We start from the raw sequence: 26,123 nt of genomic DNA on the forward strand, positions 1-26,123 counted from the left end.
AACCGGTACCTCTTCTTGGAACTACGAAACACGCGAAAGGGCTCGATAGACACAGGAGCATTTGCCGTTTTGTCGCGACTTTCGGTGTATTTCGTAGTTTCTTGTCGTCCGTGCGCTGGTGTCGGTCGTTCGTGAATCGTTCCTAACGTCGGCGGCGCTCATTCGGTGGAATTTTCCGCAATCAAGCAGGCCCTTTGAAGGAGACCAAAGTCCATGTCCGAGATCGTCGATATCCGCGCCCGGGAGATCCTGGACTCGCGCGGCAACCCCACTGTCGAGGCCGATGTCTATACCGCCGACGGGGCGATCGGGCGGGCGGCGGTGCCGTCGGGCGCCTCGACCGGTTCGCGCGAGGCCCTGGAGTTGCGTGATGGCGACGCTGGTCGGTACGGCGGCAAGGGCGTGCGGCGGGCGGTCGCCAACATCGCCGGCGAGCTGCGCGAGGCGCTGCTCGGCCACGAGGTCGGCGACCAGGAGGCCCTGGACCGGCGCATGATCGAACTTGACGGGACCGACAACAAGGGTCGGCTCGGTGCCAATGCCATTCTCGGCGTGTCGCTTGCGGCGGCCCATGCCGCGGCCCAGGAGCGCGGGCTGCCGCTCTACCGCTCCCTCGCGAGCGGCCCCTACCGGTTGCCGGTGCCCATGATGAACATCATCAACGGCGGTGCCCACGCGGCCAACAGCGTCGACTTCCAGGAGTTCATGATCCTGCCGGTCGGCGCCGCGAGCCTGCGCGAGGCGGTGCGTTGCGGGGCCGAGGTCTTCCACGCCCTGAAGTCGGTCCTCGCCGACCGCGGGCTCGCCACGGCGGTCGGCGACGAGGGTGGCTTCGCGCCGGACCTGCCGTCCAACGAGGCGGCTATCGAGGTGATCCTCGAGGCGATCGCCAAGACCGGCTACAAGGCCGGCGAGGACATCTACCTGGGCCTCGATGTCGCGAGCTCGGAGTTCTACGAGAATGGCCAGTACCACCTCGCGGGCGAGGGGCGCCGCCTCGATGCGGCCGGCCTCGTCGACCTGCTCGCCGACTGGGTCGCGCGCTACCCGATCCTGACCATCGAGGACGGCATGGCCGAGGGCGACTGGGACGGCTGGCGGCTCCTCTCCGAGCGCCTCGGTCAACGCGTCCAGCTGGTCGGCGACGACCTCTTCGTGACCAACACGCAGATCCTGAAGGAGGGTATCGACAAGGGCATCGCCAACTCCATCCTCATCAAGGTCAATCAGATCGGCACCCTGACCGAGACCCGCGCGGCGATCGACATGGCCCACGCGGCCGGCTACACGGCCGTGATCTCGCACCGCTCCGGGGAGACCGAGGACACGACGATCGCCGATCTGGTCGTCGCGACCAACACAGGGCAGATCAAGACGGGCTCGCTATCCCGCTCGGATCGGGTCGCGAAGTACAATCAGCTGATGCGTATCGAGGATCAACTGGGGGATGAGGCCGTCTATGCCGGGCGTTCCGCGTTCAAGTGGCTCTAGCCGATGGCGGGGGCCATCGCGCTGGGCTCGCGTCCACCCCTGGTGCAGCGCCTGGGCGTCATGATGCGCTGGCTGCTCCCGCTGCTGCTGGTACTCCTCGGCCTGCTCCAGTACCGCCTCTGGGTCGGTGAGGGCAGCCTGGCCGAGGTCCATGCGCTGCGCGAGGAGATCGCCCGCCAGGAGGCGGCGCTGGCCGAGGCGCGTCAGCGCAACGCCGCGCTGGAGGCCGAGGTCGAGAGCCTGCGCAGCGGTTACGACGCCCTCGAGGAGCGCGCCCGCAGCGAGCTCGGGATGATCAAGCGCGGCGAGGTCTTCCTCCAGGTCATCGAAGGCGGCGAGGCGCCCAAGCCATGAGCGGCGGCGAGGCGTTTTGGGCCATCGTACCGGCCGCCGGCGTCGGCCGGCGGGTCGGGGCGGCGATCCCCAAGCAGTACCTGCCGCTCGCCGGGCGGCGGGTCATCGACCAGGGCCTGGCCGTCCTGCTCGGCGAGGCGCGGATCCGCGGTGTCGTCGTCGCCCTCGACCCGCACGACGCCCTGTGGTCGCAGACCGCATTCGCCGAGGACCCGCGCGTGCGCCGGGTCGCCGGCGGTGCCGAGCGCTGCCACTCGGTGCTCAATGCGCTGGAGGCGCTCGCCGAGACGGCCGCGGCCGACGACTGGGTGCTGGTCCACGACGCGGCCAGGCCCTGCCTGCGCGCCGACGACCTGGCACGGATGATCGAAGTCCTGCGCGAGGATCCGGTCGGCGGGATCCTGGCCATGCCGGTGCGCGACACGATGAAGGAGGCCGACGCAGCCGGGCGGATCGGCGCGACGCTGCCGCGCGAGCGGCTCTGGCACGCCTACACGCCGCAGATGTTCCGCCTCGGCCCGCTGCGCGAGGCCATCGCCGCGGCGCTCGCCGCCGGCGAGCTCGTCACCGACGAGGCGGCGGCCATCGAACGCGTCGGCCGCGCCCCGCGGCTCATCGAGGGGCACGCCGACAACATCAAGATCACCCGGCCCGAGGACCTGCCTCTGGCCGAGTTCTACCTGCAACAACAGGGGCGAATATGCTGATCGGTCAGGGCATCGATGCCCACAGATTCGCGGCCGACCGGCCGCTGGTCATCGGCGGCGTCACGATCGACTACGAGCTCGGCCTCACGGCCCACTCCGATGGGGACGTCGTCATCCATGCGCTCTGCGACGCCCTGCTCGGGGCGGCCGGTCTCGGCGACATCGGCCGTCACTTCCCGGACACCGACCCGGCCTATGCCGGGATCGACAGCCGCATCCTGCTGCGTCGGGTCATGGCCAGCCTGCGCGAGCGCGGGCTCGCGGTGCGCAACGCCGATATCACGATCATGGCCCAGCGCCCGCGGATGGCCCCGCACATCCCGGCGATGGTCGCCTGCCTGGCCGAGGACATGGGCTGCGCGCCCCAGCGGGTCAACGTGAAGGCGACGACGACCGAGCAGATGGGCTTCACCGGCCGCGGCGAGGGGATCGCGGCGGCGGCCGTCGTCCTGCTCGACGAGTGAGCGGCGACGCGTGACCGGGGCTGCGCCCTGGCGTTCGTTCGGGGCCTTGCCCCATGCCCACGGCGGCCCGCCGGGCGCGGGGCGGCTGCGTGCCACGCCGGCGGACTTCGTCGTCGAGGAACGGCTCGGCTTCGCGCCCGATGGCGAGGGCGAGCACCGGCTGTTGCGGGTGCGCAAGGTCGGTGCCAACACCGAGTGGGTCGCGCGCCGCCTCGCCGCGTTCGCCGGCGTGCCGGTGGGCGCGGTCGGCTGGGCCGGCCTCAAGGACCGGCATGCGGTCACGACCCAATGGTTCAGCGTGCCGGTCGCGAACCGCCCGGAGCCCGACTGGGCGGCGGCCGGGGCGGACGATGACGGCTTCCGAGTCGTCGAGGTCCACCGTCACCGCCGCAAGCTGCGCCGCGGGGCGCTCGCCGGCAACCGCTTCCGGCTGCGGGTCGGCTCGCTGAGCGGCGATCGGGCGGCCCTGGATGAGCGCCTCGCGCAGATCGCCGAGCGCGGTGTCCCGAACTACTTCGGCGAGCAGCGCTTCGGCCGCGGCGAGGCCAATCTGGCGCGGGCCAGCGCCCTCTTCGAGGGCCGCGTCGGGCGCGTCGATCGTCATCGCCGCGGCCTCTGGCTATCGGCCGCGCGCGCCCAGCTCTTCAACGAGGTCCTCGCCGAACGGGTGATCCGTGGCGACTGGGATCGGCCGCTCGTCGGCGACCGGATGCAGCTCGCCGGCTCGCACTCGCACTTCGCCGCCGAGTCGATCGACGAGACGCTGCGCGCCCGGACCCGGGTCGGCGACATCGCGCCGACCGGTCCGCTTTGGGGTCGCGGCGCCCTGCCGAGCGGCGGCGAGCCGGCCCGCCTCGAGGGCGAGGTGGCCGCGGCCTTCCCGCTCTGGGTGCAGGGGCTGGAGGCGGCTGGCCTGGAGCAGGAGCGCCGCGCACTGCGGTTGCGTCCGCTCGATGTGGCCTGGCACTGGCCGGATGCGCAGGTGCTGGAACTCGGCTTCGAGCTGCCGGCCGGCGCCTATGCGACGGCCGTCCTGCGCGAGCTCATCGATTGGCACGACGAGGAATCGGGCGCGGTCGACGTCCGGGATTGACCTGGGGATGGTCCGGGCCGGCGCGTCAACCGCGATGACGGTCGCGCTTGACCTTCGCCGGGTTGCGCAGCAGCACGTAGACGGCCCCGGTGCCGCCGTCGCGGCGGGTCGCCGAGCAGAAGGCGAGGACCTCGGGGCGCAGCCGCAGCCAGTAGTTGACCTTGCGCTTGAGGACGGGCGGCTGTCCGGAGCCGGCGCCCTTGCCGTGGATGATGCGGGCGCAGCGCACGCGCCGCGCCGTGCACTCGCGCAGGAACTCGCGCAGCGTCTCGCGGGCCAGCTCGGCGGTCAGGCCGTGCAGGTCGACCTCCAAGCCGATCGCGAAGCCGCCGCGTTGCAGTTCCTGCATCACCCGCCGCTGGACACCCGCCCGGGCGAACTCCAGATAGTCGTGGGTCGCGACCTCGGCCTCCGACAGGTGATACGCCAACTCCTCCTCGTCGGCGGCCTCGGGGCGCGGTCGCGGCCGCGGCGGTGGGCGCCGGCGGTGGGGCTCGGCGGCCTCGTGCGCGAGCGGCTCGGCATCGGCGACGGCCTCGCGGAAGAGGTCACGCTCGGCCGGTGGGATCGACTTGCTCATGGGCCTGATGATCGGTGCGTTTCGTCGAGGGGCTTGCGCCGGGGCGGGATTCGAGTATAGCCGCGCTGCGGGGGGCTGTGGGCAACTCGGTCGCGTCATGCGGTATCCGATCCGCGCGAGATCTGGCATCCTTCGACCTCAGACAGAGGAGATCGGGAGCATGTCCGGGACGGATGATTCGGCGTGCCGCGTCGGCCCCTGGAGGGCCCGGCCGGGTGGGCCTGGGTTGCGACGATGAAGATACTGGTCAGTAACGACGACGGCTATCAGGCGCCGGGCCTCGCCGCCCTGGCGAGCGAGCTGTCCAGGATCGGCGAGGTGATCGTCGTCGCCCCCGAGCGCGACCGCAGCGGTGCGAGCCATTCGTTGACGCTCGATGTACCGCTGCGTGCGGTGCGCACCGCCAACGGCTACTATCGCGTCGACGGCACGCCGACGGATTGCGTCCACCTCGCGATCACCGGGCTGCTCGAGGACGAGCCCGATCTGGTCGTGGCCGGGATCAACCACGGGCCGAATCTCGGCGACGACGTGATCTATTCGGGCACCGTCGCCGCCGCGACCGAGGGACGCTTCCTCGGCCTGCCGGCGATCGCGGTCTCGATGGATGCCCACGATCCGCGCCACCTGGCGACCGGGGCGCGGATCGCCGCGGAGCTGGTGCTGCGGCTGCGCGATGCGACGCTGGCGCCCGATGTCATCCTCAACGTCAATGTGCCGGACCTGCCCTACGAGCAGATTCGTGGCCTCGCGGCGACGCGGCTCGGCCATCGTCACCGCGCCGAGCCGGTCACCCGCACCCACGATCCGCGCGGCCGACCCATCTACTGGGTCGGTCCGGCCGGCCCGGAGCAGGACGCCGGCCCCGGGACCGATTTCCACGCGGTGCGCCATGGCCTGGTCTCGGTGACGCCGTTGCAGGTCGACCTGACCCGCCACGCCGCGCTCGGTGCCCTCGAGGAGTGGCTCGGGCGGTGCAACTGACGGCGGCCGACGACGGGGAGGCGCTCGGCGTGAGCTCGCGGCGTGCCCGCGAACGCCTCGTCGAGCGGTTGCGCCAGATGGGCGTGACCCATCCCGACGTCCTGGAGGCGATCGGCCGGCTGCCGCGCCACTTCTTCGTCGACGAGGCGCTGGCGAGTCGCGCCTACGACGACTCGGCGCTGCCGATCGGCTGGGGCCAGACGATCTCCCAGCCCTACATGGTGGCTCGGATGACCGAGATCCTGCTTGCCGGCGTGCGCCGCGAGCGGGTCCTGGAGATCGGCACCGGCTCTGGATTCCACACGGCCGTGCTCGCCTCGCTGGTGCGCCGCGTCTACAGCATCGAGCGTATCGCCGACCTCAAGGAGCGGGCCGAGCGGCGGTTGCGGGCGTTGAAGCTGCGCAACGTGCGGCTGCGCCACGCCGACGGCGCCGAGGGGTGGCCCGAGTACGCGCCGTTCGATGCGATCCTGGTGACGGCGGCCCCGCCGCGGGTCCCGCGGGTGCTGGCCAACCAGTTGGCCTGCGGCGGGTGCATGGTGACGCCGATCGGTACGGCGCCGGATCAGTCCCTGCTCCGCCTGGTGCGGACCCGGACCGGCTGGCGGCACGAGGCGCTGGAACCGGTCAGCTTCGTCCCATTTCTCGAGGGCACCTGTTGATGCGCATCTTCTCCTCGCTCTACGCCCGCGCGCTCGCTTGGTCGCGCCACCGGTATGCGCCCTGGTATCTGGGCGGGCTGAGCTTCGCCGAGTCGTCCTTCTTCCCGATTCCGCCCGATGTCATGCTCGCGCCGATGAGCATGGTCAAGCCCGAGCGCAGCCTAGCCTATGCGGCGTTGACGACGGTGGCCTCGGTCCTGGGCGGGCTGCTCGGCTACCTGATCGGGACCTTCGCCTTCGAACTGGTCGCACCGCTGCTGCAAGGCGCCGGTTATTGGGATGAGTACGAAGCGGCCCAGGCCTGGTTCGCCCGCTGGGGCTTCTGGGCGGTCTTTCTGGCCGGTTTTTCGCCGATCCCCTACAAGGTCTTCACGATTACCGCGGGCGTCATCGCGATGGCGCTGTTACCCTTCGTCGTGGCGTCGCTGATCGGGCGCGGGGCGCGCTTCTTCCTGGTGGCCGCGTTGATGGCCTGGGGCGGGGAGCGGATGGAGCGCACGCTGCACGCCTATGTGGATCGGATCGGCTGGATCACGGTCTCGCTCGTGGCGGCGGTCTTCGTCGTCCACCGGGTCGGGGCCATGCCGGGCTAATATGGCGGCGCCTCGGCAGCGGCGCCGGGCAGGCGCGCTGATACGCGCGGGCCGGCGATCGGTCGCGGTGGGCGTGGCCGCCGCGCTCACCGCCGCGCTGCTCGGCGGTTGTGGTCCCCGTCCTGGGCCGGCGCCCGTGTACGCGCCGGGCGAACCGACCCCGGAGGGTCTCTATCGGATTCGGGCCGGCGACACCTTGAGCGACATCGCGTTGCGCGAGGGCATCGATCTGGCGACGCTGGCCGACTGGAACGCGCTGGAGCCGCCTTACCGAATACTGGCCGGCGGCCTGCTTCGGGTGGCGCCGCCGCCGCCATCGCCTGCGGCGCGGCTGCAATCGGGACCATCGGCGCCCGATGAGCGGCGGATGCGCGGGCGGTCAGCGCCGTCGGCCTCCGCCGGTGTCTCCGGGGCGGCCGCGACGGCCCCAGCCCATCCGCCGTCGAAGCCTCGGCGGTCACCGAGCGAGGCCATCGCCTCGGGCATCGCTTGGCAGTGGCCGCTCGTCGGGCGGGTCGTGAAGGGCTTCGATGCCCGCGACCGCACGCGACAGGGCATCCGGATCGCCGCTCGCCCGGGCGAACTCGTCGTCGCCGCGGCGAGTGGCACCGTCGGCTACAGTGGCGATGGACTCAAGGGTTACGGCAACCTTATCATCCTCAAGCATAAAGATGACTATTTGAGCGCCTATGGGTTCAATCGTCGGCTCTTGGTCGCGAAGGGAGAGAAGGTCACGCGCGGCCAGCCGATCGCAGAAGTAGGACAGACGACTGGGGGTGAGGCGCAGCTTCATTTCGAAGTTCGTAAGGACGGTGCAGCAGTAGATCCGCTGAAGCTTCTGCCTCGCACGCGCTGAGCCGGCGAGGCAGAAAGGAGGAGCCTTGGATGACAGTCGCCGATAAACGAGCCGGCTCGACGAGTCGCTCGGCCTCTGACGCAGCAACACCCGTACCTCTCATCGATGAAGACTACGTCGTCGCGGACGACGAGGAGCCGCTCGGCGACGACCCCTACGCCAATGCCTATGAGGAAGGGCGGGAGATCTCCGATGCCGTCGAGGAGGATGAGGTCGAGGACGACCGCTTCGACGCCGGTGAGGCGGATTTCGATGCCACGCGTCTCTATCTGAACGAGATCGGCGAGGCCAAGCTCCTCACCGCCGAGGAGGAGGTCTTCTATGCGCGCCGCGCTCAGCAGGGCGACAACGCGGCGCGCCAACGGATGATCGTCTGCAACCTGCGGCTCGTCGTCAAGATCGCGCGCCGCTATCTCAACCGCGGTCTGCCGTTGCTCGATCTGATCGAGGAGGGCAACCTGGGGCTGATCCGGGCGGTCGAGAAGTTCGACCCAGAACGCGGTTTCCGTTTCTCGACCTACGCGACCTGGTGGATCCGCCAGACCATCGAGCGGGCGATCATGAACCAGACCCGCACCGTGCGGCTGCCGATCCACGTCGTCAAGGAGATCAATCTCTACCTGAAGGCGACGCGCAAGCTGGCGCAGCACCTCGATCACGAGCCCACCTCCGAGGAGGTCGCCGAACTGCTGCACAAGCCGCTCAGCGAGGTCAAGCGCATGCTCGGCCTGAACGAGCGGATCGCCTCGGTCGACATGCCCTACAGCAAGGACGCCGACAAGCCGCTCGTCGACATCCTCCAGGACGAGAACGCCGACGACCCGGCCGAGCGCATCCACGACCACGACGTGCAGATCAACCTGGAGCAGTGGCTGCAGAGACTCAACGACAAGCAACGCGCGGTCGTCGAGCGTCGCTTCGGGTTGCGCGGCTACGAACACTCCACGCTCGAGCGTGTCGCCCGGGAGCTTGGCGTGACCCGCGAGCGGGTGCGTCAGATCCAGATGGATGCGTTGCGCCGGTTGCGCGACATCCTGGAGCGCGATGGCTTCTCGATGGACGCCTTCTTCAAGTAGCCGCCCGTGCCCCCGTCGAGTGCCGGCGCGCAGACGGGGAGGGGCGTGTCGCCGATCCAAGGGGCGGGGCTTCGCCGCCCCGAGCGATGCAGCCGTCCGTTGCCGGTAGCGAATCGTTCGGTTGAGGCCGTTGGCGCCCACCGAGTTGCCGACGTTGCGCCGAGCCTTGGGGCTAGGCGCGAATCGCGACCTACGGACGGGTTCGCACCGCGGAGCGCTCATCCTCACGCAGGAAACGAGACCCCGGCGCCCCAGCCAGACCCGCGGTGGTCGATGGCAGCAATCCAGCACGAGACCGTCCAAGACCTGCTCCTATCGTCCGACGAGCTGATCGACGGCGAAATCGTCCGGCGTCCGATGACGCGGGCGCGCCATGCTCGGGCCCAAAGCCAAGTCAACCGCCACCTGGGCACTTTCGACGACGGAGCGAGGCCGGGCGGTTGGTGGATCTTGACCGAGATCAGCGTGGCCTACGAAGCGCACGAATGTCCCTGCCACGACATCGCTGGATGGCGCCGCGAGCGCCTGCCGCGCCTTCCGGATGGGCCGATCGGGCTGCCGCCGGATTGGGTCTGCGAGATCGTCTCGCCCGGTCATGAGAAGAAGGACACCCGATCCATCCCGCTACTGCTGCGCCGGCATCGGGTGCCCTGCGACTGGGTCACTTGGTCAGAGCACAGGGCGCTGGTCGCCTACGCGCTCGACGAGGGAGAGCGGCCTGTCGTCGCGACGCTCGGGGGACGGACCGCGCACGGGTGCCGCCGCAGGGCTCGGGGGCGTTCGGTGGCGCGAAATGGGTGAGAAGCTGAGGTATCCCCGGATAAAAGGCATAGACCGCAGTGGCGTAGGTCGACTGACCGACGGAAGCCGACCCTCGCAATCCGAGCCATCTCGCCGTCGCGCGGTTGACTGGGAGCGCCGGCTTTCCAGCCGGCTCGTCGCCGTCGCGGCTCGATGCCGCGTCGGCGGCGTCTGGGCCGGTAGAAGGGCACGTGCGCAGCGGCCATCCAGCGGCGCCTATCGGTGATCTCCTGGTTCCAGCGCCGAAGGTCGCGCGCCGGGGTCATCGAGCCCCCCGCGCGCGAAGCCGGCTGAAAGCCGGCGCTCCCAGTTCGTACCGACTCGCCGTCGAGGCCGATTTTGTGGGGATGCCTCAGGGTGAGAGGCCCTGTGATGTGGCATCGCCCCCTTGCGCGGCGTCAACCCCGCAGACGACGAGGTGAACGGGGGCATGATTGATGGATACACTTGACAACGATAGGCCCGGATCCTGAGGGTCCTTCTTGGGGGCGGGTCGTTCGCGCGGGACGGTGCCCCTGGTCGGCGGGCCGGGTCGCCCCGATCCTTCATCGCATCCCGTCGGCTGCGGAGGGCCTATGGAAGCCGGGTTGGAGCAGAAGTACAACCTCGCCGTCGTGCGCTGGTTCGCGGTCATGGCGGTCGTCTACCTGGTCGTCGGGGCGACGGTCGGCGTCTTCATCGCCTCGCAGTTGGCCTGGCCGGCGCTCAATTTCGACAGCCCCTATCTGTCGTTCGGGCGCCTGCGCCCGCTGCATACGAACGCCGTCATCTTCGCCTTCGGCGGCTGCACGTTGATGGCCACCGCCTTCTACTCGGTGCAGCGCACCTGCGGCGCGCGGCTCTGGAGCGACCGCCTCGCCTGGTTCACCTTCTGGGGCTGGAACCTGGTCATCCTGCTTGCGGTGATCACGCTGCCGCTGGGGCTGACGCAGTCGAAGGAGTATGCCGAGCTCGAGTGGCCGATCGACATCCTGATCGCCGTCGTCTGGCTGGCCTTCACGATCAACTTCATCATGACGATCGCCAACCGCAAGAGTTCGCACATCTATGTGTCGAACTGGTTCTTCCTCGGCATGATGGTGATGATCACCTACCTGCACGTCGTCAACAGCCTGGCGGTGCCCGTGGGGCTGTTCAAGTCCTATTCGTTGTTCTCCGGGGTCCAGGACGCGATGATCCAGTGGTGGTGGGGCCACAACGCGGTCGGCTTCTATCTGACCGCCGGCTTCCTCGGGATCATGTACTACTTCGTGCCCAAGCAGGCGAACCGGCCCGTCTACTCGTACCGGCTCTCGGTCCTGCACTTCTGGGCGCTGATGTTCGGCTATGTCTGGCTCGGTGCCCACCACCTGCAATACACGGCGCTGCCGGATTGGACCGGCTCGCTCGGGGCGGCGATCTCGCTGGCGATGATCATCCCCTCCTGGGGTGGGGCCGTAAACGGTATGATGACGCTGTCGGGGGCCTGGGACAAGCTGCGCACCGACTATGTGCTGCGCTTCCTGATCATCGCAATCGCCTTCTACGCGATGTCGACCTTCGAGGGCCCGGTGATGGCCCTGAAGACGGTCAACGCCCTGTCGCACTACACGGACTGGACGATCGGCCACGTCCATTCGGGGGCGCTCGGCTGGGTCGCCGGGGTCTCGATCGGCGCCATCTACCACCTGATGATGCGCCTCTGGTACACGGAGATCTATTCGATGAAGCTGGTCGCGCTGCACTTCTGGACGGCGACGATCGGCACCCTGGTCTACATCGTCTCGATGTGGGTCTCGGGGATCTCGCAGGGCCTGATGTGGCGCGCCTACGACGAGTACGGCACGCTGGCCTACACCTTCGTCGAGTCGGTCGACGCGATGCAGCCCTACTACGTGATGCGCGTGATCGGCGGCATCATCTTCCTCTTCGGCGCCGTCGCGATGCTATTCAACGTGGTGATGACGGTCAGGAAGTCGCTCGCCGACGGCGGCCTGGAACGCGCCCGCGCCGTGCCGGCGGCCGCCTGAACCGGGAGGACCCAGCGATGACGCGAGACACGCAGCCCAAGGGCCTTCAGGACCGGATGGAGCGCAACATCTGGAGGCTCCTGATCGTGCTGGCGATCGTCCTGTCGATCGGCGGTCTGGTGGAGATCGTGCCGCTCTTCTATCTGAAGAGCGTGCTGGAGCACAACCGGGTGCCGGAGATCGTCTGGAACCACGCCGCCCCGGGGACGACGCCGATCGTCGAGGTCGACGACGCGGGGGGCAGGCGCTGGAACTGGCGGCCAGGCGACGGGATCCGGCCCTACACGGCGCTCGAGCTGGCCGGCCGGGACGTCTATCAGCGGGAGGGCTGCTATCTGTGCCACTCGCAGATGGTCCGCCCGTTCCGCGACGAGCGCGAGCGCTACGGCCACTACTCGCTCGCCTCCGAATCGCTCTACGACCACCCCTTCCAGTGGGGCTCGAAGCGCACCGGGCCGGACCTGGCCCGGGTCGGCGGCAAGTATTCCGACGACTGGCAGCGCGAGCACCTGCTCGAACCGCGCGCGCTGGTGCCCGAGTCGGTGATGCCGAGCTACGGCTGGCTGGAGGAGCGCTACGTCAGCGCGCGCCGGATCCAGCGCCACATGCGCGGGTTGCGCGCGATCGGGGTGCCGTACCACGATGTCGATATCGCCATCGCCCCGCAGTTGGTCGACGGCAAGACCGAACTCGACGCCCTGGTCGCCTATCTCCAGGTGCTCGGCACGATGGCGACGCTGGACGACGCGACGGTGTACCGTGAGTAGCCTGGTCGAACACTGGCGGACGGACTGGGCGGCGATGACCGTCAACGACTGGATCGGCACGATCCTGACGGTCGTGATCTTCGTCCTGATGGTCCTGGTCTATTTCCAGGTCCTGCGTCCGAAGAATCGGGAGCGGCTCGAGTCTCGGCGGTTCATCCCGTTCGACGACGAGGAGCGCAGCGGAGACGACGATGGCCGAGAATGATCCCTTTCCTGGCGAGGACAACACCGGGCACATCTGGGACGGCAACCTGCGCGAGTTGCGCAACCCGCCACCGCGCTGGTGGATGCTGGGGCTGTGGGCCTCGATCCTCTTCGTCGTCGGCTACGGCATCCTCTATCCGTTCTGGCCGACCGCGGACGGCTACACCAAGGGGCTCCTCGGCTGGACCCAGATCGAGGAGTACCGCCGCGGCGTCGCCCAGGTCGAGGCCGTGCGGGCGCCGTTCGAGGAGCGGATTCGTGGTCTCACGGCCGCCGACATCCTCGCCGACCCCGAGCTGACCCAGTACACGGTGGCCTCGTCCAAGGTCCTCTTCGGCGACAACTGCTCGGCCTGCCACGGCAGCGGCGGCCAGGGCAACCCGGGCTACCCGATCCTCGCCGACGACTATTGGCAGTACGGCGGCACCCCGGCCAAGCTCGTCGAGAGCATTGGGCAGGGTCGCCAGGGCTCGATGCCGGCCCACGGCGAGATCCTCTCGGCGACCGAGATCGACCGGCTCGCCCGCTTCGTCACGGAGCTCAAGTCCGGGGAGCCCGGGGCCGAGGACGGCTGGTCCCTCTACCGGGCCAAGGGCTGTGTCGCCTGTCACGGACAAGAGGGCGACGGGGTCGTCGTGCGGCTGCCCAACGGCGATGTCATCACGGTCGGGGCGCCGAGCTTCCGCAACGGGATCTGGCGGTTCGCGCCGGGCGGTTACGAGAGCGCCCGTTACACGATCACCCACGGCGTCAACCAGCCAGGCCGGCCCGGGAGTCGCGAGGCGGTGATGCCGGACTTCGGGGCGAGCGGCCGTCTCGGCGAGCAGGAGGTCAAGAAGCTCGCGGTCTATGTCCATCAACTGGGCGGCGGACTTTGATCATCGGCCGCGCGCCGCCATCTAGCGGGCTGTAAGGCGATTGCCGGAAACAAACCGACCGGATGACGCCGGACGTTCGTTTGTCTTCAAGGAGCGAGCGCAGGAGCCTAGCCCAGCGATGTGAGTGCGCTCGCGACACGGAAGACGGGCGAAAAGACCAGCCAGACGGTATGTTTGCTGACAGACATCGCCTAACCAAGACGGACCGGCGCCGGCCGGCGGTGCGAGGCCGCGGCGCGCCGCTCCTGCCAGGAGTCGTAGCTTGAGCGAGCAAGCGGGACGGCGCGAGCCGGATGGCGTCGAGGCCCTGTACGCCGAGGCGGGGCAGTGGCACGTCAATGCCGGCGGCGAGACGATCCACGCCAAGCGGATGCCGGGCCGCTGGCGGCGGATCAAGTGGTTGACGGCGTCGGTCTGGCTGATCTTCTTCCTCGGCCCCTATCTGCGTTGGGACGGCCGTCAGGCCGTGCTCTTCGACATCCCGCACCGCCAGTATCACCTGTTTGGCGCGACCGTGCTGCCGCAGGACTTCTGGATGCTGTCCCTGTTGCTGCTCTTCTTCGCGATCCTGCTGGCGGTCGCGACCGCCCTGGCCGGGCGGGTCTACTGCGGCTTCTTCTGCTTCCAGACCGTCTGGACCGATGTCTTCACCTGGATCGAGGAGCGTCTGGAGGGTGCGCCGGCCGAGCGGCGCCGGCTCGATCGTGCACCGCTCGGCCCGCGCAAGGTCGGCCTGCGCGCCGTCAAGCACCTGGCCTGGCTCGCGATAGGCTTCCTGACCGGCTTCAGCTTCGTCGCCTGGTTCGTCGACGCCCCGACCCTGTGGTGGACCTTCTTCACCGGCGATGCGAGTACGGCGGCCTATGTCGCGGTCGCACTGTTCACGGTCGGCACCTACCTCCTGGCCGGGTTCCTGCGCGAGCAGGTGTGCTTCTGGCTCTGCCCCTATGCCCGTATCCAGGGCGTGATGCTCGATCGCACGACGCTCGTGCCGGCCTACGACGAGCGTCGCGGCGAGCCGCGCGGGCGGCTGCGCAAGGAGGCCGGCGGCGCCGTCCAGGGCGACTGCATCGACTGCCATCAGTGCGTCGCCGTCTGCCCGACCGGCGTCGACATCCGCGCCGGTCAGCAGGAGGGCTGCATCACCTGTGCGCTGTGCATCGATGCCTGCGACGCGGTCATGGACAAGGTCGGCCGACCGCGCGGGCTGGTGCGCTACGCCTCGCTCGATGAGCTCGAGGGGCGCTCGACGACGCCGATGCGCCGTCGGCCGCGGGTTTGGGTCTACACGACGATCCTGGCCACCGCGCTCGCCGGGATCCTCTACGGCCTGGCCTCGCTCGATGCGATCGAACTCAAGGTCCTGCACGAGCGGGCACCGCTCTTCGTGCGCCTGGCCGACGGCTCGATCCAGAACAAGTACACCCTCAAGGTCCTGAACAAGACCGGCGAGGACATGCAGGTGCGCATTCGGGTCGACGGCCCGCCCGGCCTGATGCTGGTCGGCGCCGACGCGCCGCTCTTGGCCCGTCATGGCGAGGTGACGCCGGCGACCCTGTTCCTGCGGCTGTCGCCGGCGGCGCTGGCCGACGAGTCGTTGCCGGTGCGTTTCGTCGCTGCCGGCGAGCGGGCCTCGGGCGAGACGCTGCGCACCGAGCGCGAGAGCGTCTTCATCGGTCCGTGACCGACGGGTTCGGGCGGTCCATCTACAGCGAGGTACCGAGGTGAACGGAAAGGTCGCCGTATCTCCCAACCGGCCGCTCCCGGCCTGGCGCAGCCCTTGGTTGGTCGGGGCGATCGCGCTGATCGTCGCGGTCCTCGCGGTCAATGCGATCATGGTCTACCTGGCCGTGACGACCAATCCCGGCCTCGTCAAGCCGGACTACTACGAGCGGGGCCGCGACTACGAGCGGACCCTCGCCTCGCGCCGCGCTGCCGACCCGGGCTGGACGATGCAGCTCGATGTCCCCGAGGGGCTGCGGGCCGGCGTGCCGACGACGGTGCGCTTCGTCGTCGTCGATCGGGTCGGCCAACCCGTGACGCCGGAGCGGGTCGTCTTCTACGCCTATCGGCCGTCCGACGCGAGCCGCGACTTCTCGGTGCCGATGGTCGAGGAGGGCCGGGGGCGCTACGCCGTGCGGGTCGAGTTCCCGCTGATCGGCGTCTGGGATACGCTCGCCGCGGCCTCGATCGGCGCCGACGAGCAGCTGGTCGGCGGACGGGTGCGTGTCGAGCGTCCCTGATCGCTTCGCCGGCCCACTCGACGATGCGCGCACCGATCCGGTTCGGGCGCGCGATAGCTGCTTTCACTGCGGCCTGCCGCTGCCCGGTGGCGAGCCGATCGTCGCGACGATCGCCGGGCGCGAGCGGGCCTTCTGCTGCCCCGGCTGCCGCGCCGTCTGCGAGGCGATCCATGCCGCCGGCCTCGACGGCTTCTACCGACGCGCCCCGGACGGGGCGCTCTGCCCGCCGCTCGAGCCGCCCAAGGACCTCGCCGTCTACGACTTGGATGCCGTCCAGGCCGACTATGGCGTTACGCCCGGGGGCCGCCGCGAGATCCAGCTCCTCGTCGAGGGGATCCACTGCGCGGCCTGCGTCTGGCTCATCGAGCGGGCCCTGCACGCGTTGCCCGGGGTCATCGAGGCACGGGTCAACCTGACCGGGCGGCGGCTGCGCGTCGCTTGGGACAACGAGCGGCTGCGCCTCTCGGCGATCATCGCCCGGCTCGGCGAGCTCGGGTACGCGGCCCTGCCGTTCGACCCGGATGCGGCCGCCGGCTCGTTGCGACGCCGCCAGCGCGCGCTCCTCTATCGCCTGGCCTTCGCCGGCTTCGCGATGATGAACATGCTGTGGATCTCGATCGCCCTCTACGCCGGGGCCGACGAGGGCGAGTTCCGCGACCTCTTCCACTGGGTCGGGCTGGCGATCGCGACCCCGACGCTCCTCTACGCCGGGGCGCCCTTCTTCCAGGGGGCGGCCGCCGGGCTGCGCGCCGGACACGCGACGATGGACCTGCCGATCGCGCTCGGCGCCTCGATCACCTATCTCTACTCGTTCGTCGCCACCCTGACCGGCGGGGCCGCCGTCTACTGGGACACGGTCGTCAACCTCCTGTTCGTGCTGCTGATCGGCCGGTACCTGGAGTCGCTGTCGCGGCACCAGGCGGTGACCGCGACCGAGCGGCTCCTGGAGCTCCAGCCGAAGGCGGCGACGGTCCTGCGCGATGGCGGCGAGGTCCTGGTGCCGATCCGCGCGGTCCGCCTTGGCGAGACGGTGCGCGTGCGCCCCGGCGAGAAGATCCCGGTCGACGGCACCGTCCTGGCCGGTGAGGGGCCGGTCGACGAGGCCATGCTGACCGGGGAGTCCGAGCCGGTCGCGAAGGTCGCGGGGGCGCGCGTCGCGGCCGGGACCCTGAATGGTGCCGGCGTGCTGGAGGTCCGCGCCGAGGGGCTGCTGCGCGACACGGCGCTCGGGCGGATCATCGGCCTCGTCGAGGCCGCGCAGACGAGCCGCGCGCCGATCCAGTCGCTGGCCGATCGGATCGTCCCCTGGTTCGTCGCGGCGACGCTGGGGCTCGCGCTCGCGACCTTCCTCTGGTGGTGGCCGAGCGACCTGGAGACGGCCTTGATGGCCGCCGCCGCGGTCCTGATCGTTACCTGCCCCTGCGCGCTCGGGCTCGCGACGCCGATGGCGATCGCGGTCGCGGCCGGTGCCGGCGCCCGCCAGGGCGTCCTGGTCAAGGACGGCGCGGCCCTCGAGGCCCTGGCCGACGTCGACCAGGTCGTCTTCGACAAGACCGGCACGCTGACCGAGGGGCGCCCGGCCGTCACCGCCCTCTGGTCGGGCGAGGGCCAGTGGTCGGCGGCCGAGGCCGGCGGGCTGCCGGAGGAGGTGGTCGCGCTCCTTGGGCGGGTCGCGGCCCTCGAGCGCGGCTCGGAGCATCCGGCCGCGGCGGCCCTCGTCGCCCTCGCGGAGGCCGCCGGGGGCACCGTCCGCGCCCGGCCGGTCGCCGAGGTGCGGGTGCGCCCGGGGCGCGGCATCGCCGGCCGGGTCGCCGGCCACCGGGTCCTCGTCGGGACCGCCGACTGGCTGCGCGAGGAGGGGGTCGCCGACCTCGCACCGCTCGAGGCGACGGGCCCCGAGGCGGCCGCCGCCAGCCGGGTCTTCGTCGCCGAAGCGGGGCGGGCGGCGCTCGGCCTAGCGCTGCGCGACCCGCTGCGTCCGGACGCGGCGGGGGTCGTCGCGCGGCTGCGCGCCCCCGGGCGGCGGGTGAGCCTGCTGACCGGCGACCGGCGCGCCCCGGCCGAGCGGATCGCCACCGAGCTCGGCGGCATCGAGGCGCTCGCCGAGGTCCTGCCCGAGGCGAAGGAGGCAGCGGTGGCCGCGCTCCAGCGTCGCGGCGCGCGGGTGGCGATGGTCGGCGACGGGATCAACGACGCCCCGGCCCTCGTGCGCGCCGATGTCGGCATCGCGCTCGGCAGCGGCACAGACGTCTCGATCGCGAGCGCCGACATCGTGCTGATCGGCCGCGAGCTGACCCGCCTGGAATGGACGTTCGTGCTGGCCCGGCGGATGATGCGTACGATCCGCCAGAACCTGGGAATCTCGCTCGTCTACAATCTCGTGATGGTGCCGCTCGCGATGGCGGCGCTGATCACGCCGCTGGTCGCGGCGATCGCGATGCCGCTGAGTTCGCTCGCCGTGATCGGCAACTCGGCCCGGCTGCGCCGCCTCGCCCGGCCCTGACCCGGGCAACCCGGAGGTCCGCCGCGATGGAGGTCATCTACAGCCTGATCCCCGGCATGCTGCTCTTCGGCCTGGCGATGGTCGCGGTCCTCGTCTGGGCGGCGCGCAGCGGCCAGTTCGACGACCTCGAGGGCGACGGCCAGCGGATCCTGATGGACGAGGACCTGGAGCCGCCGACCGGCGACCCGCACAAGCGCGACGCCGACGAAGGGCGCACCGACGCCGATTGAGCGCCGGTGCCCGCGCCATGCCGTGGCCGGTGCCGGTGCGGGTGCCGGTTCGATGATAAGATGCCCCGCATCCATCGATTTCACGGGGCCGGCCGCGTCGCCGGCCGCCCAGACGCCGTACAGAGACCCGCCATGGCCGATCCAGACCCGCTCAGCGCCCCGTCGCGCGCGAACCCCACGACCCACCAACGCGGCCGCGACAAGGTCGCCCGCATCCCGGTCAAGGTGGAGGCGGGCGGCGCGCCGTTGCGCAAGCCGGCCTGGATCCGCGCCAAGGCCCCGGTCGGACCGGCGGTGGCGCGGATCAAGCGGCTGCTGCGCGCCGGCCAGCTCGCGACCGTCTGCGAGGAGGCCCAGTGCCCGAACCTGGGCGAGTGTTTCAGTCACGGCACGGCGACCTTCATGATCCTCGGCGACGTCTGCACCCGTCGCTGCCCCTTCTGCGACGTCGCCCACGGCCGCCCGGCCCCGGTCGATGCCGAGGAGCCGGCCCATCTGGCCGCGGCGATCGCCGAGATGGGCCTGCGCTATGTGGTCATCACGTCGGTCGACCGCGACGACCTGCGCGACGGCGGGGCCGGGCACTTCGCCGCCTGCCTGCGCGCGGTGCGCGCGCGCAGTCCCGGGACCCGGCTCGAGGTCCTGGTACCGGACTTCCGCGGTCGCGAGCCGCTGGCGCTGGCGGCCTTCGCCGGCGAGTCGGCCCCGGACGTCTTCAACCACAACCTGGAGACGGTGCCGCGCCTCTACCGCCAGGCCCGGCCCGGCGCCGACTACCAGGGCTCGCTGCGGCTCCTCGCCGCGTTCAAGGCGGCGCATCCGGGCGTGCCGACCAAGTCCGGCCTGATGCTCGGGCTCGGCGAGGAGCACGACGAGGTCCTCGCCGTGATGGCCGACCTGCGCGCCCATGGCTGCGAGATGCTCACCATCGGCCAGTACCTGGCGCCGACGCGCGAGCACCTGCCGGTGCGCCGCTACTGGACGCCGGCCGAGTTCGACGAGTTGCGTGCGCACGGCGAGGCGCTTGGCTTCTCGCATGTGGCGAGCGGCGCGATGGTGCGCTCCTCCTATCAGGCCGACCGGCAGGCCGCCGGCGTCCTGGCCGGCGACGACCCGGCCGCGGCCGGCTGAACGGGCGCCTCGATGGACCTGCTGGTCGATATCGGCAACACCAGCCTGCGTTGGGCCTGGCATGCCGACGGACGGCTCGGCGAGGTCGGCAGCGTCCGCCACTTCGGCGGACTGCCGATCGACCTGCTCGCGGCCTGGGAGGCGATGGAGCGACCCGCGCGCATCCTCGTCGCGAATGTCGGCGGTGAGGCCGTCGCCGTGGCCCTGGGCCGGGTCTGCGAGGGCCGCTGGGGGCTCGTGCCGGGCTTCGTGCGCACCGAGGCCGAGGCCTTCGGCGTGCGGGTCGCCTATGCCGAGCCGGCGCGGCTCGGCGTCGACCGGTGGCTGGCCCTGGTCGCCGCCCGCCGGCACTTCCCGGGTGATGTCCTGATCGTCGATGCCGGCACCGCGATCACCTTCGATCTGCTCGCCGCCGACGGCCGCCACCTGGGCGGTCTGATCCTGCCCGGGGTCGAGGCGATGCGCGACACCCTGCTGCGCGGTACCCAGATCCCGCGGCTCGAGGTCCCCGATCGGGTCGATGCGCCCGTCGATCGACCTTGGGCCGAGGACACGGCCGGCGCGATCGGCGCGGCCACGATCCAGGCCCCGGCGGCCCTCGCCGAGCGGCTCCAGCGGACGCTCGCCGAGCGCACCGGCGGCGCCCCGCGGCTCCTCGTCACCGGTGGGGACGGCGCGCGCCTGCTGCCGGCCCTGCCGGCAGGCGCCGAGTTGGTGGCGGACCTGGTCCTGCGAGGGCTCGCGTTGGTGTCCTGAGCTGGCAGCCTCCAGCTTTCAGCCTCCAGCTGGCAGGCATGGGCCACCTTTTTGCGCTGCCCCGCCGGGTTGTTTAGGATGGAGGCCCGCCCTGCGCGGTCTCCTCGCGCCGTGCCGTATGCCACAGGAGTCAGCCATGTCGACCCCGGATCAACCCCTCTATCTGGTCCTCATCAGCGTTCACGGTCTGATTCGGGGCCGGGAGCTCGAGCTCGGCCGTGATGCCGACACGGGCGGTCAGACCCTCTATGTGGTGGAACTGGCGCGGGCGCTGGCCGCGCGCGACGACGTCGCCCAGGTGGATCTGGTGACGCGCCGCGTCGAGGACCCGGGCGTGCCTCCCGACTATGCGAGGCCCGAGGAGCCGCTCGGCGAGAAGGCGCGGATCGTGCGGATCGATGCGGGGCCCCCGGAGTACATCCGCAAGGAGCACCTCTGGGACCATCTGGATGCCTTCGCCGACAATCTGCTCGCCTTTCTGCACCGGGGCGAGCGGCTACCGGACCTGATCCATTCCCACTATGCCGATGCCGGCTATGTCGGGACGCGCATCGCCCACCAGCTCGGCCTGCCGCTCGTGCATACCGGTCATTCGCTCGGCCGCGTCAAGCGTCGGCGCCTGCTCGCCTCCGGCGTCGGCCGCGACCTGATCGAGGATCGCTACCACATGTCGCGGCGCATCAACGCCGAGGAGGACACCCTCGGCGCGGCGCGCCTCGTCATCGCGAGCACCACCAACGAGATCGAAGAACAGTACGGCCTCTACGACCACTATCAGCCCGAGCGGATGCAGGTCATCGCACCCGGGACCGACCTCGCGCGCTTCCGCCCGCCGGACGGCAGCGAGGCCGATGCGCCGATCGCCCAGGAGCTGGCCCGGTTCCTCCGCGAGCCCGAGCGGCCGATGATCCTGGCCCTCTCGCGTCCCGACGAGCGCAAGAACATCGCGACCCTGGTGGAGGCCTACGGCGAGTCCGAGGAACTGCAGAAGACGGCCAATCTGGTCATCGTCGCCGGTAATCGCGACGACATCGCCGATCTCGACTCGGGTGCCCAGACGGTCCTCACGAACCTGCTGTTGGCCATCGATATCTACGACCTCTACGGCCTGGTCGCCTATCCGAAGCATCACAGGTCCGACGAGGTGCCGATCCTCTACCGGCTCGCCGCGGCGCGCCGTGGCGTCTTCATCAATCCGGCCCTGACCGAGCCGTTCGGCCTGACGCTGATCGAGGCCGCCGCGAGCGGCCTACCGATCGTCGCGACCGAGGATGGCGGCCCGCAGGACATCGTCGCCCAGTGCCGCAACGGCATCCTGATCGATCCGCTCGACAAGGCGGCGATGACCAAGGCCCTGCTCCAGGTCTTGTGCGGGGCGACGCGCTGGCGGGCGATGGCGGCGAGCGGTCTCAAGGGGGTCAAGGCCCAGTATTCCTGGTCGGCCCACGCGGAGCGCTATATGGAGGCGATCGAACCGATCGTCACGAAGACGGTGGCGCCGCTGCGCGCGGTCCCGGCACGCCGGCCGATGCTCTATCACGACCGCGCGATCTTCACCGATCTCGATCAGAACCTCCTCGGCGACCCAGCCTCGCTGGCCGACTTCATCCGCGTCATGCGCGAACACCGCCAGTGCGCGACCTTCGGCATCGCGACCGGCCGGCGTCTGGACTCGGCGCTCGCGGTGCTCAAGCGCTACGGCATCCCGCAGCCGGATGTGCTGATCACGGGGCTCGGCACCGAGATCGCGTACGCCCCGCAGCTGACCCTCGACCGCGCCTGGACGCGCCATATCGACCACCTCTGGTACCCGGCCCGGGTGCGCCAGGTCCTCGCCGAGGTCCCGGGCCTGCGCCTCCAGCCGAAGACCGAGCAGGGGCGCTTCAAGGTCAGCTACTACATCGATGCCAACGAGGCCCCGCCGCTGGAGGAGATCTCCCGGCTGCTGCACCAGGCGGACCTGACCGTGAACCTGGTCGTCGCCTTCGGCCAGTTCCTCGATATCGTGCCGGTGCGCGCCTCCAAGGGGCTCGCGTTGCGCTACTTCGCCCACCAGTGGGACATTCCGTTGGAGCACATCCTGACCGCCGGCGGCTCCGGCGCGGACGAGGATATGATGCGTGGCAACACCTTGGCGGTCGTTGTCGCCAACCGTCATCACGAGGAGCTCTCGCAACTCGCCGACATCGACAGCATCTACTTCGCCGAGCGGCCCTTCGCGGCCGGCATCCTCGAGGCGCTCGAGCACTACGACTTCTTCGGCGCCTGTCGTGTGCCCGCGCCTGAGAAGGCGTCGGACGCGGCCGTCGGCTGAGCTTGGCCAGGGTGCCTCGGCGGCCGTGGGTGCGCCGTGGCGCTGTCGCTCGGGCAGCGCGGTCGGGGCGTTCGCGATGAGAGGGGCAATAAAAAAGGCGGCCACTTGGGCCGCCGAAGGACGCACAGCTCGGTAGGGTCTTGTCGAATCCGGGCACCGCACCGGCCCCTCGTCGGCGGGAGGGACTTCTCGTTGCGGCGCCTCGACCCAATTCTCGTAGGCGTTTCTTAAGCCAGACTATAGGCTATTTCCGTGATCAGTGCGAGGGCCAACCAGGCCCTCTGTGACGGAGTCGCCAAGGCGGCCGTGCACCTCGCATAAGAGCGAACATCAGGCCGTCGCGGGTCAGTCTCAAGGGGCGCGATGACGGTGGCGATCGATCGTGGCGTTGTCTCGACCCGCCGCTTGGGAGGAGTGCCCTTGCTGGTCGGCCGCGTCCGCAGACGGTCGGGGTTCAGCCACGATCTCCGGGTTTCGCCATCGCGCGGATGCGCCATAATGGGGGGCAGATCGTCTCTGCCGAGGAGGTTGCCATGACTCTCAGGATCACCTCTCAGGCCTTCGCCGAGGGCCAATCGATCCCGTGCCGCTTCACCTGCGAGGGCGACGACGTATCGCCGGACCTGGCCTGGAGCGGTGCACCGGCCGGCACGCGCAGCTTCGTCCTGATCGTCGACGACCCCGATGCCCCGGATCCGGCGGCGCCGAAGATGGTGTGGGACCACTGGCTGCTCTACAACCTGCCGGCGGACTGCGCCGGCCTGCCCGCTGGCGTGGCGTCGGACGACCTGCCGCCGGGGACCGGGGAAGGGGTCAACAGCTGGGGGCGCACCGGCTACGGGGGGCCGTGCCCGCCGGTCGGCCGGCACCGCTATTTTCACCGCCTCTACGCCCTCGATACCGTCGTCGATGGACTCGATCACCCGACGAAGGATCGGCTCCTGCTCGCGATCGACGGGCACATCCTGGCCCGTACCGAGCTGGTCGGCACCTATCAGAAGGGGGACGGGTAGGGGCCGACGAGGTCGGCCCGTCGCGGGCTACCCTCGTCAGGGCCGCGCGCGGTCGATGACGACCGTGACCGGGGTCGGGTCGGCGCCAACGGCGACCGGACCCGTCTCGCCCTCCAAGTCGCCGCTTTGCGGCATCGCCTCGCCGGCCTTGCTGATGCGGGCACCGATGAGGACCTGTTCGGCGCCCGAGAGCCGCTGTTCGGGGGTCATCGCCAAGCTGTCGTCGAGGGTCACGGTCAGCGGCAGGTCAGCGACCCGTGCCCGCACGACGGCGAGCGGCATCGATGGGCCGCCGGCGGCCTTGGCATAGACGAACAGGGTGTCGTCGTCGCCCACTTCGGCGCGCAGCGCCTCGTCAAGGCGAACGGTGACCTCGACCCGGGCATCCGCGACCTGCGCATCGGCGGTTTCCGGCAACGCCATGGCCGTGGCTGGTTCGGCTTCAGCCGGCGCGCCCGCCACCGCGGTCGTGTTCGGGGCCGCCGGCCCCGCTTCATCGGTGCGGCGGCGGGCTTCGGCGATGAACTGGCGCAGCTCGATGGCCTCGTCGCCGTTCGGGTCGAGCTGCGGCAGGACGCCCTCCCAAAGGGCGGCAGCCGCCTCGTAGTCGTGCTGCTGGAAGGCCAGCATGCCGCTCAGCCAGCGGCCGCCGAGGTTGTCCGGGTCAATGGCGAGGACCTTCTCGATCAGCTCGGCCGGGCGACCCGAGAGGTTCCCATCGTCTACGGCCGCGATCCCCTGGGCCAGCGCCAACAGGGTGTCGGGATCGTCGGGGGCCAGTTCGTAGGCCTGCTCGAAGGCCTCGAGCGCGCGGTCCGGGCGCTCGATCGCGTAGTAGGACCGCCCGAGCATCAGCCAGCCGGCGAGGTCCTGCGGGTTCTCGGCCATCCGCGCCGCCAGGCGCTCGACCAGTGCCTCCATCGACGCGAGGTCACCGCCCGCGTGCCCCGTGCCGCCACTGCCTTGTTGGGTGGCGGCCGCCTGGAGCCGCGGGATGATCTCGGCCTCGCCGAGCTCGAGATAGAGCCCGATCGCGCCGGCCGGGATGACGACGGCGAGGACGATGGCCATCCAGCGACCGCCGTCGCGCCAGCGACGACCGCTCGGCTGGGCGGCATCGACGTCGGCGAGGAGCTCGCGCTCCAGGTCGTGACGGGCGGCCTCGTATTGGGCCTGCTCCAGGTTGCCGGCGGCCAGGTCGCGGTCGAGCTCGGCGAGTTGCTCACGAAAGAGGGTCAGGTTGAGGTCGTCCTGGTCGACGCCGGTGGCGACCGCGCGCCGCGTCAGCAGGGGCGGGACGACGAACAGCAGGGCCAGGGCCGTGAGGCCGCCGGCCAAGATCCAGAAAATGGTCATGTACGCGGGTCCTGGTCCGGATGGTCTTGCTGGCGAGCGAGGAGGGCCTCGAGCCGGGCCTGCTCTTCCGGGCTCAGCGCCTCGTCGGCGAGCGGCCGCTTCTGCGCGATCGCACGGCGTAGGAGCACGACGCCGACGATGGCGAGCAGGATGGGGCCGAGCCACAGTGGCAGCGTGTTGAGCCTCAGCGGGGGTTCGTAGAGGACGAAGTCGCCGTAGCGCGAGACCAGATAATCGATGACCTCGTCGCGCGGGCGCCCCTCCTGCATCAACCGGTAGATCTCGTTGCGCAGGTCCTGGGCCAGGTCGGCCTGGGAGGCGGCGAGGGACTCGTTCTGGCAGACCAGGCAGCGGATCTCGCCGATCAGTTCGCGGAAGTCCTGCTGGCGAGCTGGATCCTCGAAGGTGTATTCCTCGAGCGTGAAGGCGCCGCAGGTGCCCGCGACGAGGAGGCCGGCGAGCAGGGCGGCCGGCAGGGCGAACAGACGAAGAGACATCAGCTTTGCGCCTTCAGTTGCTGCACGAGGGGCCGCAGGGTCTGCTCCCAGACCTCGGCGTCGACCGGCCCGATGTGCTTGTACCGGATGATGCCGTGACGATCGATGACGAAGGTCTCGGGGGCGCCGTAGACGCCGAAGTCGAGACCGACCTGGTTGTCCGGGTCGAAGAGGTTCACGACGTACGGATTGCCGAACAGCCGCAGCATGTCCTGGGCCTGCGGGCGCTCGTCCTTCCAGTTCAAACCGACGATCTGGAGGTCGTCGATGCCCTCCTGGGCGATGCCCATCAGCATGCGGTGCTCGGCACGGCACGACGGGCACCAGGAGGCCCAGACATTGACGAGCGAGACGGTGCCCTTCAGTGCCTCCTGGGTGACCTGGCGATCCGGGTCGGCCAGTGTCGGCAGTGTGAAGTCCGGGATCGACTTGCCGATCAGCGGCGAGGGCACCTTGCGCGGATCCGTCGTCAGGCCGTAGCCGAGGAACCCGACGAGGACCACGAAGAGGCCGAGCGGTATCAGAAACTTGAGGGTCTTCTTGGCGCGAGATTGGCTCATG

27 protein-coding genes are annotated in these 26,123 nt (G+C 70.3%); 23 read left to right on the forward strand and 4 right to left on the reverse strand.

What is annotated here, in order from left to right; translation table 11 throughout:
* The first annotated feature begins 213 nt into the window (after positions 1 to 213).
* The 5 genes from eno to truD are packed head-to-tail and all read left to right on the forward strand — an operon-like array spanning position 214 to position 4,109.
* Positions 214 to 1,491 (forward strand): phosphopyruvate hydratase, encoded by a 1,278-nt coding sequence (gene eno, locus CKO41_RS04805; RefSeq protein ID WP_200250095.1) that lies wholly within the window; start codon positions 214 to 216, stop codon positions 1,489 to 1,491.
* A 3-nt stretch (positions 1,492 to 1,494) separates the two neighbouring features.
* Entirely contained in the window at positions 1,495 to 1,845 is a 351-nt protein-coding gene (gene ftsB / locus CKO41_RS04810) for a cell division protein FtsB (RefSeq protein WP_242463963.1), read from the forward strand.
* Positions 1,842 to 2,552 carry a 2-C-methyl-D-erythritol 4-phosphate cytidylyltransferase gene (gene ispD / locus CKO41_RS04815; RefSeq protein WP_200250094.1) on the forward strand — a complete coding sequence of 237 codons (711 nt, stop codon included), beginning with the start codon at positions 1,842 to 1,844 and terminating at the stop codon, positions 2,550 to 2,552. The genes ftsB and ispD overlap by 4 nt, the downstream gene beginning before the upstream one ends.
* On the forward strand, positions 2,546 to 3,016 hold the full coding sequence (gene ispF / locus CKO41_RS04820; protein WP_200250093.1) for a 2-C-methyl-D-erythritol 2,4-cyclodiphosphate synthase: 471 nt from the start codon (positions 2,546 to 2,548) through the stop codon (positions 3,014 to 3,016). Before ispD ends, ispF begins: the two co-directional genes overlap by 7 nt.
* A 10-nt stretch (positions 3,017 to 3,026) precedes the next feature.
* Positions 3,027 to 4,109: a tRNA pseudouridine(13) synthase TruD gene (truD, locus tag CKO41_RS04825; protein WP_200250091.1), complete on the forward strand. Its 1,083-nt coding sequence runs from the start codon at positions 3,027 to 3,029 to the stop codon at positions 4,107 to 4,109.
* Positions 4,110 to 4,134: 25 nt separating this feature from the next.
* Here truD and CKO41_RS04830 read toward each other — a convergent pair whose 3' ends face one another.
* Positions 4,135 to 4,689, reverse strand: a complete 555-nt coding sequence (locus CKO41_RS04830; protein ID WP_200250088.1) for a Smr/MutS family protein — start codon at positions 4,687 to 4,689, stop codon at positions 4,135 to 4,137.
* A gap of 234 nt (positions 4,690 to 4,923) precedes the next feature.
* On the opposite strand from CKO41_RS04830, the gene surE reads away from it, so the two are divergent.
* The 18 genes from surE to CKO41_RS04920 all read left to right on the forward strand — a co-directional run bounded on the left by surE (position 4,924) and on the right by CKO41_RS04920 (position 23,709).
* Entirely contained in the window at positions 4,924 to 5,673 is a 750-nt protein-coding gene (surE, locus tag CKO41_RS04835) for a 5'/3'-nucleotidase SurE (protein WP_200250086.1), read from the forward strand.
* Entirely contained in the window at positions 5,664 to 6,335 is a 672-nt protein-coding gene (locus CKO41_RS04840; RefSeq protein ID WP_200381407.1) for a protein-L-isoaspartate(D-aspartate) O-methyltransferase, read from the forward strand. Before surE ends, CKO41_RS04840 begins: the two co-directional genes overlap by 10 nt.
* On the forward strand, positions 6,335 to 6,928 hold the full coding sequence (locus CKO41_RS04845; RefSeq protein WP_200381408.1) for a YqaA family protein: 594 nt from the start codon (positions 6,335 to 6,337) through the stop codon (positions 6,926 to 6,928). The genes CKO41_RS04840 and CKO41_RS04845 overlap by 1 nt, the downstream gene beginning before the upstream one ends.
* Positions 6,929 to 7,124: 196 nt before the next feature.
* Positions 7,125 to 7,784, forward strand: a complete 660-nt coding sequence (locus CKO41_RS04850; RefSeq protein WP_242463965.1) for a murein hydrolase activator EnvC family protein — start codon at positions 7,125 to 7,127, stop codon at positions 7,782 to 7,784.
* 29 nt (positions 7,785 to 7,813) lie between these two features.
* On the forward strand, positions 7,814 to 8,860 hold the full coding sequence (gene rpoS, locus CKO41_RS04855) for an RNA polymerase sigma factor RpoS (RefSeq protein ID WP_200381410.1): 1,047 nt from the start codon (positions 7,814 to 7,816) through the stop codon (positions 8,858 to 8,860).
* Between the two features lie 273 nt (positions 8,861 to 9,133).
* Positions 9,134 to 9,661, forward strand: a complete 528-nt coding sequence (locus tag CKO41_RS04860; protein ID WP_242463967.1) for a Uma2 family endonuclease — start codon at positions 9,134 to 9,136, stop codon at positions 9,659 to 9,661.
* Positions 9,662 to 10,236: 575 nt separating this feature from the next.
* A complete protein-coding gene (ccoN, locus tag CKO41_RS04865; RefSeq protein ID WP_200381411.1) occupies positions 10,237 to 11,670 on the forward strand; it encodes a cytochrome-c oxidase, cbb3-type subunit I in 1,434 nt (477 codons plus the stop codon).
* Between the two features lie 17 nt (positions 11,671 to 11,687).
* Complete coding sequence (gene ccoO, locus CKO41_RS04870) at positions 11,688 to 12,437, forward strand: cytochrome-c oxidase, cbb3-type subunit II (protein ID WP_200381412.1); 750 nt, start codon at positions 11,688 to 11,690, stop codon at positions 12,435 to 12,437.
* Positions 12,430 to 12,642, forward strand: coding sequence for a cbb3-type cytochrome c oxidase subunit 3 (locus tag CKO41_RS04875; protein ID WP_200250059.1), 213 nt, complete (start codon positions 12,430 to 12,432; stop codon positions 12,640 to 12,642). Before ccoO ends, CKO41_RS04875 begins: the two co-directional genes overlap by 8 nt.
* Positions 12,629 to 13,519, forward strand: a complete 891-nt coding sequence (gene ccoP, locus CKO41_RS04880; RefSeq protein WP_200381413.1) for a cytochrome-c oxidase, cbb3-type subunit III — start codon at positions 12,629 to 12,631, stop codon at positions 13,517 to 13,519. Before CKO41_RS04875 ends, ccoP begins: the two co-directional genes overlap by 14 nt.
* 262 nt (positions 13,520 to 13,781) lie before the next feature.
* Positions 13,782 to 15,203 (forward strand): cytochrome c oxidase accessory protein CcoG, encoded by a 1,422-nt coding sequence (gene ccoG, locus CKO41_RS04885; protein ID WP_200381414.1) that lies wholly within the window; start codon positions 13,782 to 13,784, stop codon positions 15,201 to 15,203.
* A 40-nt stretch (positions 15,204 to 15,243) separates the two neighbouring features.
* Positions 15,244 to 15,762, forward strand: a complete 519-nt coding sequence (locus CKO41_RS04890; protein ID WP_200381415.1) for a FixH family protein — start codon at positions 15,244 to 15,246, stop codon at positions 15,760 to 15,762.
* The gene (locus CKO41_RS04895; protein ID WP_200381416.1) at positions 15,746 to 18,265 is read left to right on the forward strand and encodes a heavy metal translocating P-type ATPase metal-binding domain-containing protein; all 2,520 of its coding nucleotides are present in this window, start codon (positions 15,746 to 15,748) and stop codon (positions 18,263 to 18,265) included. Before CKO41_RS04890 ends, CKO41_RS04895 begins: the two co-directional genes overlap by 17 nt.
* A 26-nt stretch (positions 18,266 to 18,291) precedes the next feature.
* Positions 18,292 to 18,495 (forward strand): cbb3-type cytochrome oxidase assembly protein CcoS, encoded by a 204-nt coding sequence (ccoS, locus tag CKO41_RS04900; RefSeq protein WP_200254852.1) that lies wholly within the window; start codon positions 18,292 to 18,294, stop codon positions 18,493 to 18,495.
* Between the two features lie 132 nt (positions 18,496 to 18,627).
* Complete coding sequence (lipA, locus tag CKO41_RS04905) at positions 18,628 to 19,626, forward strand: lipoyl synthase (protein WP_200381417.1); 999 nt, start codon at positions 18,628 to 18,630, stop codon at positions 19,624 to 19,626.
* Positions 19,627 to 19,638: 12 nt separating this feature from the next.
* A complete protein-coding gene (locus tag CKO41_RS04910; RefSeq protein ID WP_200381418.1) occupies positions 19,639 to 20,382 on the forward strand; it encodes a type III pantothenate kinase in 744 nt (247 codons plus the stop codon).
* Positions 20,383 to 20,518: 136 nt separating this feature from the next.
* The gene (locus CKO41_RS04915) at positions 20,519 to 22,696 is read left to right on the forward strand and encodes an HAD family hydrolase (protein ID WP_200381419.1); all 2,178 of its coding nucleotides are present in this window, start codon (positions 20,519 to 20,521) and stop codon (positions 22,694 to 22,696) included.
* Positions 22,697 to 23,229: 533 nt separating this feature from the next.
* Positions 23,230 to 23,709, forward strand: coding sequence for a YbhB/YbcL family Raf kinase inhibitor-like protein (locus CKO41_RS04920; RefSeq protein ID WP_200381420.1), 480 nt, complete (start codon positions 23,230 to 23,232; stop codon positions 23,707 to 23,709).
* 36 nt (positions 23,710 to 23,745) lie between these two features.
* Here the strand turns inward: CKO41_RS04920 and ccmI are convergent, their stop codons facing one another.
* Genes ccmI through CKO41_RS04935 form a run of 3 tightly spaced genes read right to left on the reverse strand, consistent with a single transcriptional unit; the run spans position 23,746 to position 26,122 of the window.
* Positions 23,746 to 25,065 (reverse strand): c-type cytochrome biogenesis protein CcmI, encoded by a 1,320-nt coding sequence (gene ccmI / locus CKO41_RS04925; protein ID WP_200253439.1) that lies wholly within the window; start codon positions 25,063 to 25,065, stop codon positions 23,746 to 23,748.
* Positions 25,062 to 25,562 carry a cytochrome c-type biogenesis protein gene (locus CKO41_RS04930; RefSeq protein ID WP_200253441.1) on the reverse strand — a complete coding sequence of 167 codons (501 nt, stop codon included), beginning with the start codon at positions 25,560 to 25,562 and terminating at the stop codon, positions 25,062 to 25,064. The genes ccmI and CKO41_RS04930 overlap by 4 nt, the downstream gene beginning before the upstream one ends.
* Entirely contained in the window at positions 25,562 to 26,122 is a 561-nt protein-coding gene (locus CKO41_RS04935; protein ID WP_200253443.1) for a DsbE family thiol:disulfide interchange protein, read from the reverse strand. The genes CKO41_RS04930 and CKO41_RS04935 overlap by 1 nt, the downstream gene beginning before the upstream one ends.
* Between the last annotated feature and the right edge of the window lies 1 nt (position 26,123).

It is taken from the genome of Thiococcus pfennigii (assembly GCF_016583835.1).
Classification (GTDB): domain Bacteria; phylum Pseudomonadota; class Gammaproteobacteria; order Chromatiales; family Chromatiaceae; genus Thiococcus; species Thiococcus pfennigii.